The sequence below is a fragment of the Kutzneria sp. NPDC051319 genome (assembly GCF_040682195.1).
Classification (GTDB): Bacteria; Actinomycetota; Actinomycetes; order Mycobacteriales; family Pseudonocardiaceae; genus Kutzneria.
The window spans coordinates 230,546-243,219 of record NZ_JBFBAM010000005.1; the positions used below are offsets into that span (position 1 = coordinate 230,546).

12 protein-coding genes are annotated in these 12,674 nt (G+C 69.5%); 5 read left to right on the plus strand and 7 right to left on the minus strand.

Annotated features, from left to right (window positions below):
- Nucleotides 1-3: 3 nt before the first annotated feature.
- The 3 genes from AB0M73_RS07175 to AB0M73_RS07185 are packed head-to-tail and all read right to left on the minus strand — an operon-like array spanning nt 4 to nt 3,493.
- Complete coding sequence (locus AB0M73_RS07175; RefSeq protein WP_363887950.1) at nt 4-1,707, minus strand: SDR family oxidoreductase; 1,704 nt, start codon at nt 1,705-1,707, stop codon at nt 4-6.
- On the minus strand, nt 1,704-2,627 hold the full coding sequence (locus AB0M73_RS07180) for a 2Fe-2S iron-sulfur cluster-binding protein (protein WP_363887952.1): 924 nt from the start codon (nt 2,625-2,627) through the stop codon (nt 1,704-1,706). Before AB0M73_RS07180 ends, AB0M73_RS07175 begins: the two co-directional genes overlap by 4 nt.
- On the minus strand, nt 2,627-3,493 hold the full coding sequence (locus tag AB0M73_RS07185; RefSeq protein ID WP_363887954.1) for a metal-dependent hydrolase: 867 nt from the start codon (nt 3,491-3,493) through the stop codon (nt 2,627-2,629). Before AB0M73_RS07185 ends, AB0M73_RS07180 begins: the two co-directional genes overlap by 1 nt.
- Before the next feature lie 133 nt (nt 3,494-3,626).
- Here AB0M73_RS07185 and ppk2 point away from each other — a divergent pair, with 133 nt between their 5' ends.
- Nucleotides 3,627-4,421, plus strand: coding sequence for a polyphosphate kinase 2 (gene ppk2 / locus AB0M73_RS07190; protein WP_363887957.1), 795 nt, complete (start codon nt 3,627-3,629; stop codon nt 4,419-4,421).
- A gap of 119 nt (nt 4,422-4,540) precedes the next feature.
- On the opposite strand, the gene AB0M73_RS07195 is transcribed toward ppk2, so the two are convergent.
- Genes AB0M73_RS07195 through AB0M73_RS07210 form a run of 4 tightly spaced genes read right to left on the minus strand, consistent with a single transcriptional unit; the run spans nt 4,541 to nt 9,317 of the window.
- Nucleotides 4,541-5,533, minus strand: a complete 993-nt coding sequence (locus AB0M73_RS07195; protein ID WP_363887959.1) for a TIGR03842 family LLM class F420-dependent oxidoreductase — start codon at nt 5,531-5,533, stop codon at nt 4,541-4,543.
- Nucleotides 5,534-5,544: 11 nt separating this feature from the next.
- Complete coding sequence (gene hydA, locus AB0M73_RS07200; RefSeq protein ID WP_363887962.1) at nt 5,545-6,933, minus strand: dihydropyrimidinase; 1,389 nt, start codon at nt 6,931-6,933, stop codon at nt 5,545-5,547.
- Nucleotides 6,930-7,772, minus strand: coding sequence for a nitrilase-related carbon-nitrogen hydrolase (locus tag AB0M73_RS07205; RefSeq protein ID WP_043717224.1), 843 nt, complete (start codon nt 7,770-7,772; stop codon nt 6,930-6,932). The genes hydA and AB0M73_RS07205 overlap by 4 nt, the downstream gene beginning before the upstream one ends.
- A 15-nt stretch (nt 7,773-7,787) precedes the next feature.
- The gene (locus AB0M73_RS07210) at nt 7,788-9,317 is read right to left on the minus strand and encodes an NCS1 family nucleobase:cation symporter-1 (protein ID WP_363887966.1); all 1,530 of its coding nucleotides are present in this window, start codon (nt 9,315-9,317) and stop codon (nt 7,788-7,790) included.
- Nucleotides 9,318-9,501: 184 nt separating this feature from the next.
- On the opposite strand from AB0M73_RS07210, the gene AB0M73_RS07215 reads away from it, so the two are divergent.
- The 4 genes from AB0M73_RS07215 to AB0M73_RS07230 all read left to right on the plus strand — a co-directional run bounded on the left by AB0M73_RS07215 (nt 9,502) and on the right by AB0M73_RS07230 (nt 12,596).
- The gene (locus AB0M73_RS07215) at nt 9,502-10,248 is read left to right on the plus strand and encodes an alpha/beta hydrolase-fold protein (protein WP_363887968.1); all 747 of its coding nucleotides are present in this window, start codon (nt 9,502-9,504) and stop codon (nt 10,246-10,248) included.
- 231 nt (nt 10,249-10,479) lie between these two features.
- The gene (locus AB0M73_RS07220) at nt 10,480-10,872 is read left to right on the plus strand and encodes a hypothetical protein (RefSeq protein WP_043717223.1); all 393 of its coding nucleotides are present in this window, start codon (nt 10,480-10,482) and stop codon (nt 10,870-10,872) included.
- On the plus strand, nt 10,865-11,437 hold the full coding sequence (locus tag AB0M73_RS07225) for a hypothetical protein (RefSeq protein WP_363887969.1): 573 nt from the start codon (nt 10,865-10,867) through the stop codon (nt 11,435-11,437). The genes AB0M73_RS07220 and AB0M73_RS07225 overlap by 8 nt, the downstream gene beginning before the upstream one ends.
- Nucleotides 11,430-12,596, plus strand: a complete 1,167-nt coding sequence (locus AB0M73_RS07230) for an MAB_1171c family putative transporter (protein ID WP_363887972.1) — start codon at nt 11,430-11,432, stop codon at nt 12,594-12,596. The genes AB0M73_RS07225 and AB0M73_RS07230 overlap by 8 nt, the downstream gene beginning before the upstream one ends.
- Nucleotides 12,597-12,674 lie beyond the last annotated feature (78 nt).

Here is a 12,674-nt window from a genome sequence, read left to right on the forward strand (position 1 = left end):
GGGTCAGAATCTAGCGGCAACCCCGCGCAGCACGGACGGGGCGAGTCGGCTGATCACCCGGGCGGCCTTGGACTCGACCGTGACCGGCACGATCGCGCGCCGCTGACGCACGGCCCGCACGATCTCGGCGGCCACCCGCTCGGGCGGGAAGTTGCGCCGGCGGTAGATCCGGGTGCTGTCCCGCTGCTTCTGCGCCTGCTCGGCGGCCGAAGCGCCGGAGAAGGTGGTGGTGCCGGCGATGTTCGTGTTCACGATGCCGGGGCAGATGGTCGACACGCCGATGCCGGCCGAGGCGAGCTCGGCCCGCAGGCAGTCGGAGAGCATGAACACCGCCGCCTTGGACGTCGAGTACACGCCGAGCAGCTTGGACGGCACGTAGGCGGCGCCCGAGGCCACGTTGACGATGTGCCCGCCCTCGCCGCCGGCGATCATGAGCTCGCCGAACGACTTGCAGCCGTGGATCACGCCCCACAGGTTGACGCCCAGCACCCGCTGCCACTCCTCGGTGGTGGCGTCCATCAGCGTCCCGGCGTGCCCGATGCCGGCGTTGTTGACCACGACGTCGGGAATGCCGTGCTCGGCGGCGACATCGGCGGCGAACTTGGCCACGGCGCTCTCGTCGGCCACGTTCACCTGGTAGGCGGTCGCCCGCCCGCCGGCCAGGACGGCGGTTTCGCTGGCGGTGTCGTGGTTGACGTCGCAGACCACGACCTCCGCGCCCTGCTTGGCGAACGCCAGCGCGGTGGCCCGGCCGATGCCGCTGCCGCCGCCGGTGACCACGACCAGCTTGTCGGCGAACGGTGGCCGGTGCCGGCCGACCTCGGCCCGGCGCAGCGACCGCGTGGCCGGCTCGCCGGAGACGTGCTGGATGAACTCGGCGGCCATGCGGGCGATCACGTCCGGATGCGTGATGGGGACCCAGTGGCTGGCCGCAACGGTGCGGCGCCACAGCTTCGGCGCCCACTTCTGGAGGTTCTCGGTCAGCGCCGCGGTGACGTAGCGATCCCGCGTGGGCTGGATGACCTGCACCGGAACGGTGGTGCGGCGCTCCCGCGGATTACGGGTCACGGGTCGGAAATTGGCCTTGTACAACGACATCCCGTTGATGCCGTCCTTGGTGATCGTCGGCGCGGGATGCCCGGGCCGACGGGGCACGCCGTCGACCATGGTCAGCAAGCGGCCCCAGTTGCGGCCCAGCCACAGCCGCCAGACCAGCGTCGGCACCATGGGCAGGTGGAAGAAGCCGATGTACCACGAGTGCATCAGCTGCCGGACCGACTTGAGGCTCGGCCGCCGCATCCAGTGCGCCACATGATCGAGGCACGGCCCGGAAATCGAGGTGTACGAAGCGATCCGGTCGGCGTTGGCCGGCTCGGTGACGGCCTCCCACGCCTGGATCGACCCCCAGTCGTGGGCGACGACGTGCACCGGACGGTCGGGGCTGACCGCGTCGGCCACGGCCATCAGGTCGTGGCCGAGGTGTTCGAGCCGGTAACCCTCCATAGTGGACGGTTTGCCGGTCTTGCCCGAGCCCCGGGTGTCGTAGCTGACCACGTGGAAGTCCTCGACCAGCCGCGCGGCCACGTCCTGCCACATCAGGTGCGTGTCGGGGTAGCCGTGCACCAGCAGCACCGTCGGCTTCGCCGGGTCGCCCTGCTCGTAGACGGCCAGCCGAACGCCGTCGGAGGCCACAGTCCTGCTCTTCATCGTTCCTCCAGGACCAAGCGCTCGCCGTCGGTGCGCTCGACGCACACCAGGATGTCACTGCCGTCGACCGTGCGCTGCCGGCAGGTGCCGCAGAAGCCCTGCTGGCACGAGTACGGCACACTGGGCCTGAAGTCGCGCAGCACGGCCAGTACCGATCGGTCGGCCGGCACGTCGAGCACCGGTCCGTCCACGCCCAGCTGCACCTCGAACGGGTGACCGTCGATGATCGGGGGCGGCCCGAACCGCTCGTAGTGCAGGCCGGTCGCCGGGCAGTCGCGGAAACCCCGCTTCACGGCGTCCAACATGCCCGACGGCCCGCAGACGTAGACCGCGCCGCCTTCCGGGGCGTCGGCCAGCAGCTCGTCCCGGCCGGGATTGATCGTCACGTTGCCGGACGGCAGTTCGTCGAGGAAGGGCAGCGACCGTCCCTTGTAGACCAGGCGCCAGTCCATGCCCAGTCGGGCCGCCGTCCGAACCATGGGCAGGATCGGCGTGATGCCGATGCCGCCCGCGACGAACAGCGCCTTTCCCCGGGCCACGAAGGGAAAGGCGTTGCGCGGCCCGCGAACCGTGACCCGCGTGCCGGGCTTCAACTCGTGCACCTCGGCCGATCCCGGGCCGATGAGCCGGGCCGCGATGCGATACGTGCGGTCGCCGGGGTCCCCACACAGCGAGTACTGCCGCCGCAGTCCGGACGGCAGGTGCAGGTCGAGATGCGCCCCGGGCTGCCAGGCCGGCAGGTCGTCCCCGGCCAGCCGGATGCCCACGACGTCGTCGGCGACCTCTTTCCGTTCGCTGACAACGAGATCCAGCGGCCGCTCCAGCGGGACCGTCCGCCGCCGGCTGCGGCCCCAGAGCGGCAGCGCCCGGGTGTAGACGTCGGTGAACCGGGCGAGGCCCTGGATGAACCGGTCCGGCATCAGTGGGCTGCCTGCGCGGCCGGGGACTGCGCCAGGTAGGCCACGGCCTGCGCGGTGGAGCCCTCCTGCGTGGGGTAGTAGCTCGGCTTGAAGTAGCGGGACATCGAGCGGGCGATCCGCCACGGCCCCGGCATCAGTCCTTTTCGGACGGCACGCCGGTAGTCGCGCCAGGTGGCCTTGGTGCCGCGCGGCAGCTCGGGATCGTTGGCCAGCAGGAACTTCGCGCCCTTGATCCACATGATCCACAGCACCGGCCCGGCGATCACCATGGCCCGCGCCCGGCGCAGGTAGCGGCCGTCGAAGTGGCGCATCACGTCGAAGGCGACGCAGCGGTGCTCCACCTCCTCGGCGCCGTGCCAGCGCAGCAGGTCGAGCATGGTCGGATCGGCCTCGGCCCGGTCGAGGCCGGGGGAGTTGAGGATCCAGTCGCCGAGGAACGCCGTCACGTGCTCGATGGCCGCGACCATGGCCAGTCGCTCGATCAGGTACTCCTGGTGGGCCCGGACGGTGAGCGTCGGCCGCTCGCCGAGGATGCGCTTGAAGATCCACGACACCTGGGCCACGAACGGGTCCGGATCGAGGCCCTTGGCCGGCAGGTGGGCGAGGACGCCCTGGTGGGCCTCGGCGTGCATCGCCTCCTGGCCGATGAAGCCGCGGACGTCCTCGGCCAGGCGGTCGTCGGTGACCAGCGGCAGGGCGTGGTGGAAGACCCGGCAGAACCAGCGCTCGCCCTCGGGCAGCAGCAGGTGCAGGACGTTGAGCACGTGCGTGGCGAACGGCTCCCGCGGCACCCAGTGCATGGGCAGCTGTGACCAGTCGAACCGCACGTCACGGGGTTGCAGCAGCAGCTTGTCGGGTTCCGTCATCGCCGACCTCCCGAGTTACCTGTTACTGGAGGTAACGGTAAACCGGCGGGCATCCGGTGGCAACCCCCGGGTCGAGTGGCGCGGTCGGTGACACTGGGGTGGCATTCACGCAGATCGGCAGGAGGGACGACCGATGGGCAAGCGACTCGACCGTACGCTGTACGAGACCGAGCTGCTGCGGCTGCAGGCCGAGCTGGTGAAGCTCCAGGAGTGGGTCCGGGTCGAGAAGGCGCGGGTGGCCATCGTGTTCGAGGGCCGGGACGCCGCCGGCAAGGGTGGCGCCATCAAGCGCGTCACCGAGTACCTCAACCCCCGCGTCGCGCGCATCGCGGCACTGCCGGCGCCGTCCGAGCGGGAACGGTCGCAGTGGTACTTCCAGCGCTACATCGCCCAGCTGCCCGCCGCCGGCGAGATCGTGCTGTTCGACCGCAGCTGGTACAACCGTGCCGGTGTCGAGCGGGTGATGGGCTTCTGCACGCCCGACGAGTACCACCGGTTCCTGCACCAGTGCCCCATCTTCGAGCGGCTGCTCGTCGAGGACGGCCTGCTGCTGCGCAAGTACTGGTTCTCCGTCTCCGACGACGAGCAGGAGAAGCGCTTCCACGACCGCCTCGACGACCCCATGCGCCGCTGGAAGCTGTCGCCCATGGACGCCGAGTCCATCACCCGGTGGGAGGACTACTCACGGGCCAAGGACGAGATGCTGGTGCACACCGACATCCCCGAGGCCCGCTGGATGACCGTGGAGAGCGACGACAAGCGCCGGGCCCGCATCAACATGATCGCCCACCTGCTGTCCTCCATCCCCTACCACGACGTCAAGCTGCCGGAACTCAAGCTGCCCAAGCGTCCCCCGTCCACCGGCTACCAACGCCCGCCCAAGGACACCCAGAACTACGTCCCCGACCACGCGGCAACCCTCCACTGAACCCCCGCGAGTCACGCTCTCCGGCAGTGCGAAACACGGTTTCGGGCAGTTCTGAGATCTGCGGCGCAGTTCTGCCCGAAACCGTGTTTCGGTGTGTCTGTGAGCGTGACTCGCGGGGGTTAGAGGGTGGGGATCACCGAAGTGCCGTACGCCGCGAGGGTTTTGTCGCGGTCGTCGTGCATGAGGTAGAGGGAGAACTGGTCGACACCGAGGGAGGCGAGCTCCTGGAGGCGCTCGATGTGGGCGGATTCGGGGCCCACCAGGCAGAAGCGGTCGACGATGTCGTCGGGGACGAAGTCGGTGGAGGGGTTGCCGGCCTTGCCGTGGTGGGCGTAGTCGTAGCCCTCGCGGCCCTTGATGTAGTCGGTCAACGCCTTCGGCACCCCGCCACCCTCGCCGTAGCGGGCGACCAGGTCGGCGACGTGGTTGCCGACCATGCCGCCGAACCAGCGCAGCTGGTCCCGCTGGTGCGCAAGGTCGGAGCCGACGTAGGCCGGTGCGGCGACACAGATCGTCACGGCCGAGGGATCACGGCCGGCGGCGACGGCGGCTTCCCGCACGGAGCCGATGGTCCAGCGGGCGATGTCCGGGTCGGCGGTCTGCAGGATGAAGCCGTCGGCCTGCTCGCCGACCAGTTTCAGCGCCCGGGGTCCGTAGGCCGCCATCCACATCTCCAGCTTGCCGTCACGCACCCACGGGATCTGCACCGGCACGCCGTGGTGCTGGGCCTCGCGGCCCTCGGCGAGGTCCTTGATCACGTGCATGGCCTCGCTCAAAGTGGCCAGGGAAGCCGGTTTCTGGCCGATCACCCGGCGCGCGGAGTCGCCACGGCCGATGCCGCACACGGTCCGGTTGCCGAACATGTCGTTGAGGGTGGCGAACAGCGATGCCGTCACCGACCAGTCCCGGGTGCTGGGATTGGTCACCATCGGGCCGACGACCAGCGCGCTCGTGGCGGCCAGGATCTGGGAGTAGATGACAAAGGGCTCCTGCCACAGCACGACCGAGTCGAACGTCCAGCCGTAGCGGAAGCCGCCGCCCTCGGCCGCCTTCATCATCTCGACGACGTTGCGGGCCGGCGGATCCGTTTGGAGTACAACGCCGAAGTCCATTGCTGGGCCTCTCAGTTCAGGTACTGGTTGAGTTCGCGGGACAGGAACCGGCCGTGCCCCTTGGCCCCGTGCCAGCCGCCGCTGTCGACAACAACCCGGCCCCGCGACAGCACGGTGTCGACGCGCCCGGTGATCTCCAGTCCCTCGTACGCCGAGTAGTCCACGTTCATGTGATGTGTCGTCGCCGACAGCGTCTGCTTCGCGGCCGGGTCGTACACCACGATGTCGGCGTCCGAACCGGGCGCGATGACGCCCTTGCGGGGATACAGCCCGAACATCCGGGCCGGCGTGGTCGAGGTGACCTCGACCCAGCGCTGCAACGTCAGCTCGCCACCGACCACGCCCTGGTAGATCAGGTCCATCCGGTGCTCGACGCCGGGCATTCCGTTGGGAATCTTGGAGAAGTCGCCGCGGCCCAGCTCCTTCTGCTCCACGAAGCAGAACGGGCAGTGGTCGGTCGACACCACCGACAGGTCGTTGGTCCGCAGCCCCTGCCACAGCGCGCCCTGGTGCGACTTCTCCCGCAGCGGCGGGGAAGCGACGAACTTGGCGCCCTCGAAGTCCGGTCGGGCCAGGTCCTCGATGGACAGGAACAGGTACTGCGGGCAGGTCTCCGCGAACACGTTCTGGCCCGTGTTCCGGGCCTCGGCAACGGCTTCCAGCGCCTGCGCCGCCGACAGGTGCACGATGTACAGCGGCGCGCCGGTGACCTTGGCCAACTGGATGGCCCGGTGGGTGGCCTCGCCCTCCAGCTCCGGCGGCCGGGTCAGGCCGTGCTGCACGGGATCGGTGCGCCCGGCGGCGATCGCCTGCGCGACAAGCTGATCGATGGCGATGCCGTTCTCGGCGTGCATCATGATCGTGCCGCCGTTGGCCCGCGCCCGCTGCATCGCCAGCAGGATCTCGCCGTCGGTGGAGTAGAAGACGCCGGGGTAGGCCATGAACATCTTGAACGTGTTCACGCCGGCGTCGACGCAGGCGTCCATCTCCTTGAGCGTGCCGTCGTTGACGTCCGACACGATCATGTGGAAGCCGTAGTCGACCGCGCAGTTGCCGTCGGCCTTCTCGTGCCACTTGTCCAAAGTGGACAGGAGTGAGGTTCCCTTGGCCTGCACGGCGAAGTCGACGATGGTGGTGGTGCCGCCCCAGGCCGCCGCGGTCGTGCCGGTCTCGAACGTGTCGGCCGAGAAGGTGCCGCCGAACGGCATCTCCATGTGCGTGTGCCCGTCGATGCCGCCCGGCAGCACGTACTTGCCGGACGCGTCGACCACCGTGTCGGCGTTGCCGGGCCACGAGTCCGGCGCCACCACGGCCGTGACCCGCTCGCCGTCCACGACCACGTCGGCGGCCACCGAGCCGGTCGAGCTGAGCACGGTGCCACCCTTGATCAGGATGCTCACGGCTTCACCAGCGATTCGTAGCTGTCCGGGCGGCGGTCGCGGTAGAACGCCCACAGGTCGCGGACCTCGGCCAGCAGGCCCATGTCGAGATCGCGGACGACGATCTCCTCCTCGGTGTCGGAGGCGGCCTCGCCGATCAGCTGCCCACGCGGGTCGGCGAAGTAGGTCTGGCCGTAGAAGTCGTTGTCGCCCAGCGGTTCCACGCCGACCCGGTTGATCGTGCCGACGAAGTACTCGTTGGCCACCGCGGCCGCCGGCTGCTCCAGCCGCCACAGGTACTCGGACAGGCCGCGGCTGGTGGCCGACGGGTTGAACACGATCTTGGCGCCGGCCAGGCCCAGCGCCCGCCAGCCCTCGGGGAAGTGGCGCTCGTAGCAGATGTAGACGCCGATGCGGCCGACCGCGGTGTCGAACACCGGGTAGCCCATGTTGCCGGGCCGGAAGTAGAACTTCTCCCAGAACCCCTTGACCTGAGGGATGTGGTTCTTGCGGTGCTTGCCCAGGTACTTGCCGTCGGCGTCGATGACGGCCGCGGTGTTGTAGTAGACGCCCGGCTGCTCCTGCTCGTACATGGGCGCGATCAGCACCACCCCGTGCTGCTTGGCCACCTCGCACAGCAGCTGCGTGGTCGGCCCGTCCGGGATCTGCTCGGTGTAGGAGTAGTAGTCCGCGTCCTGCACCTGGCAGAAGTAGGGGCCGTAGAACAACTCCTGGAGGCAGATGACCTGAGCGCCCTGTGAGGCGGCGGTCCCGATGGCGGCCACCGCGTTCGCGATCATCGATTCCTTGTCCCCGGTCCAGCGCTGCTGGACGAGGCCGGCTCGGACGATCTGTGCCACGTTGCGTCTCCTTGCCTAGTTGGTCGCCACGGTGACTGCCGGTGTCGCCGATGTTCTCGGCGTCAGTACCAGGTACAGCAGGAAGGCGGCGATCAGGCCGGCCACCCAGCTGTAGTCGTAGACGGGCTTGAGGAACGGGATCAGGCCGTCGGCCGGGAACGGGCCGGTGCCGGGCGCGGAGTAGGCGCCGCCGACCGCGATCACCGCGCCGACGACGGTGGCCACCAGCGCCCGCCAGTTCCAGCCGCCGGTGAACCAGTACTTGCCGTTCTCCTTGTACAGGTCCGGAAGCGACAGCTGGGTGCGGTCGATCAGCCAGTAGCCGGCGATCAGCACGCCGGCCACCGCGGCCAGCACGCCGCCGTAGAAGCCGAGCCAGGTGAAGATGTAGACGTGCGGGTCGGAGATCAGCCGCCACGGCTGGATCAGCACGCCCAGCACGCCGGTGATCAGGCCGCCGGTGGCGAACGTGACGCGCTTGGGCACGGCGTTGGAGAAGTCGTAGGACGGCGACACCACGTTGGCCGCCAGGTTGGCCGAGATGGTGGCCAGCACCAGGGCGATCAGCGCGACGACCACCAGCACCGGGCTGTCGAAGCGGGCCGCCAGCTGCGCCGGGTCCCAGATCGCCTCGCCGTACAGGGCGACCGCGCCCGAGGTGGTCAGGATGGCCACGATCGCGATGAACGACATGGTCGTGGGCAGGCCCAGGATCTGGCCCCAGAACTGCTTGCGCTGGCTGCCGCCGAACCGGGTGAAGTCGGGCATGTTCAGCGACAGCGTCGACCAGAAGGCGATCATCGCCATCAGCGAGGGCGCGAACACCGCCCAGAAGCCCGATCCCCAGCCCAGCTTGGACGGCTCGGACAGGATCGGGCCGAAGCCGCCCGCCTTGACCAGCACGTAGACCAGCAGGATCAGGAAGCCCACCGACACCAGCGGCGCCGTCCAGTTCTCGAACCGGCGGATGGCGTCCATGCCGCGCCAGATGATCAGCATCTGCACGACCCAGAACGCCGCGAAGGACAGCCACAGCGTCCACGGCTGGCCGCCGATCGCCGCGGCATTGCTCCAACCGCCGCCGAACAGCTTGCCGACGATCACGTACAGCGCCTCGCCGCCGACCCACGTCTGGATGCCGAACCAGCCGCAGGCGATGAACGCCCGCAGCAGGGCCGGCAGGTTCGCGCCGCGCACGCCGTAGAAGCTGCGGGCGAACACCGGGAACGGGATGCCGTACTTGGTGCCGGCGTGGCTGTTGAGCAGCATCGGCACCAGCACGATCAGGTTGCCCAGCGTGATCGTCAGGAAGGCCTGCACCCAGTCCATGCCCAGCGCGATCAGCGAGGCGGCCAGGGTGTAGCTGGGGATGTTGTGGGCCATGCCCATCCACAGCGCGAAGAAGTTGTACGTCGTCCAGGTGCGCTTCTCCAGCGGCACCGGGGCCAGCTCGCTGTTGTAGAACCGGCTGTCGGCGATCGCGGCGTCGTCCGCGAGCTCGACGCGGCCGTCTGTCGGGGTGACCGGGACCGGGGAGTGTGCCATGGCTGCTCCTGACGTCACCTGGGCGAGAAGTCAGTATCGTGGGTGGCCGCTGCGGGAAAGGGCAGTGTCACAGTGTCCATGGTTGGCCCCCGTGGCGCACATTGTGTCCAGTTCGGAACCCTTCTGCCCGTTCGGGCGTCTCTTGATCGTGATTTCACGGCGGGCAGTGCTGGTCGGTGGCGGGGTGGGGGCGGCTCTGGTCGCCGGTGCGGTGGTCGAGCAGACCCGACTACGGAGGCTGCTGGGGTGGACCGGACCCGACGGGGTGGTGCCCGCCGTGAAGCCCGTCCCGGTCTCCGTCACCCGGCAGCGATCCGCCGCTCGGGGCCGTGACGTGGACATGGTGGTCATGCAGCCGGGGCTGCCGGTGTGCGTGCTCCTGCACGGCCGTGGAAACTCCGCTCGGGGCATGATCGACCTCGGGGTGCCCGCCTTCCTCGCGGCGGCGCAGGCGAGGTTCACCGTGGTGGCGGTGGACGGCGGCGATTCCTACTGGGTGTCACGCACGCCGTCCGATGATCCGCAGCGCATGCTGCGCGAGGAGCTGCCCGGCTGGCTCCAGGCCGCCGGCCTGGCTCCGCCGCGAGCGGTCCTCGGCATTTCCATGGGCTGCTTCGGCGGCCTGGTCTACGCCCGTGACGCCGGCCTGCCGGCGGCGGTCCTCAGCCCCGCCCTGTTCCGTTCGTGGGACGACGCCCGCACGGTCGACGCCTTCGCTGACGAGGCCCAGTGGTCGTCGTACGAGCCCCTGCGGCATCCGCTGCCGAAGCGGCTGGGCGTGTGGTGTGGGGAGGAGGACCCGTTCTACGACTCGGCCCGCGAGCTGGCGCCGCACGCCGAGGTGGCGGCCTTCGACCATGGGGAGCACACGGACGGCTACTGGCGGCGGGTGTTGCCGGCGGCGATGGGCTACCTGGGGACGGTGCTGTGAGGGCCGGAGGAGGCAGGACGCGCCCCCTGGTCGCGTCCTGCCGCTCGACAATCGCCCCAGTGCGACGTCCGCCGCGGTGAACGACCGGCGGGCGCCGGGCTGTTCATTCTGGTGGACGTTTTGCTCAGCCTTCCAGCCGGGGTGGGCGCTGTCAATACGCTGCGTTTCTTGACATGCGCGTTCCGTGTTCAATACGGTGAACGGTGGTTTCTGGGGGAGCTGGGGGACGGTATGGGCGAGTCGGTCGCCGACAAGATCAACGCGCTGATCGGCGAGCGCTGGTCGAAACCGCCGGGCAACGCGGCGATCGCGCGGGAGATCCGGCGGGAGACGGGGCTGTCCATCTCGACCGGCTACCTGTGGATGCTGCGCACCGGGCAGCGGGGCAACCCGACGGGCGACCGGCTGCAGGCGCTGGCCCGCTTCTTCCAACGGCCGCCGGCCTACTTCTTCGACCACGAGGTGACCAGCGAGGACATGGAACTGGCCGCCTGCCTGCGGCAGCAGGGCGTGCGGATGATCGCGATGCGCGCCGACGGGCTGTCCGAGCAGAGCCAGCGGGCCATTCTCGAGCTGGTGGAGCGGGCCCGGCAGATCGAGAAGCTCGACGAGTCCGATGACTGACTCCGCCGTGCGGGCGCCGTACCACCGGTGCCCGCCGGCGCAGACCGACGAGGCGGACCCCGTGACCAGACAGCGCGAGCTGCGCGCGATCGCCGATCGGTACACGACCACGGGCCCGTTCTCCGTGGACGCGCTGTGCCGGGTGATCTCCGCCCAGCGCGGCCGGCCGCTGCACGTGCACCCCCTGAACGTGCCGCCGTCCTCGGGCCTCAACGCCTGCGGCATGTGGATCGCCACCGACGTCGCCGACCACGTCTTCGTCGAGCACCGGACCAGCCGGTTCCACCAGGAGCACATCATCCTGCACGAGATCGGGCACATGCTGTGCGATCACGTGACCGAGGACCTGCCGTCCGCGCTGACCGAGGCCCTGAGCGAGGGGCAGGTCGACTCCGGCCTGGTGCGGCAGGTGCTGGCCCGCACCAGCTACACCACCGGCCAGGAGAAGGACGCCGAGATGGTGGCCAGCCTCATCCTGGAGCGGGTGGCCCGGCGGCACGCCCGCGCGCTCGGCGACGCCGACAGCCGGCTCGGCACGATTCTGGGGATCAACGACGGTGACTGACCTGATTCAGACGGTCCTGCTCTACCTGTGCTGGATCGTCGTGATCGTGCGCGTCTCGGCGCTGCGGTCCCGCAACCAGCGGCCGCTGTGGTTCGCGCTGCTGATGCTGGCGCTGGGCATCACCATGTTGCAGAAGGACACCAACGCCTTCATCCGGGGCATCACGGGCGACGTCAATTTCCAGTACCTCGCCTCCAGCGTCATGGCCGTCGGTGTCGCCGCCACGCTGCTGACGTTCGCCGCCCGCGCGGCCGAGGTGCGCATCTCCCCGTGGCTGCGCTGGATCTCCTGCGGCGTCACGGTTGTCGTGATGATCGCGTCGTACGTGATCTTCACTCTCGGCGGTGGCAAGGCCCGGCCGCACTTCTTCCCGGTGCCGGGCACGGTGTCCATTTTGGACGTCTACTGGGTCGTCTACCTGGTCTACCAAGGCATCGCCACCGTGGCGACGCTGGTTCTGCTGCTGCGGGCCTTCGGCCGTGTGCGGTCGTGGCTGGTGCGCATCCCCGTGCTGCTGCTGATCATCGGCTCGGTCGGCTTCACGGTGTTCATCGGCAGTCGCTTCGTCGCCGTGTTCGGTGGGGTCGAGTCCGCCGTCGCCTTCGGCACCTACGTCTCGTCCCCGCACACCATCGGCGTCTCGCTGGGCTGCTCGATCGCCGCCTTCGTGCCGCTGCTGCTGGGCTGGTCGGCCTGGCGCAACGCCAGTGCGCTGTACCCGCTGTGGAAATCCCTCGTCACGGCCGTGCCGCACATCGCGCTCGACCCGCCCCGGCCGTTCCTGGTCGACGCGCTGCGGCCGCAGAACAGCCAGCTCCGCCTGCACCGGCGGCTGGTCGAGATCCGTGACGGCATGCTGATCATGAACGACTGGGTCCAGCCGGCCGACCTCGCGCAGATCGAGGTCTTCGTCTCCGACGTGCCGCCCGAGGTGATGGCCCCGATGACCACCGCCTGCTGGCTCAAGGTCGCCATCGCCGTGCACGCCGCCGGCCTGCCCATGGCCACCGACCCGCTCGACCTCGTCCGCCAGGGTGGCACCGACGGCGAGTCCGAGCTGCACTGGCTGCGCTCCGTCGCCGCCGTCTGGACCGACGCCCGCACCGACCGCTTCGCCACCACCGTCAGCGAAACCCGCCTCGCGACCCACCGCCTGTAACACCCCCGCGAGTCACGCTCAGCGTCACACCGAAACCCGCGGCGGTGCAGATCCGGTCTGCCCGAAACCGTATTTCGG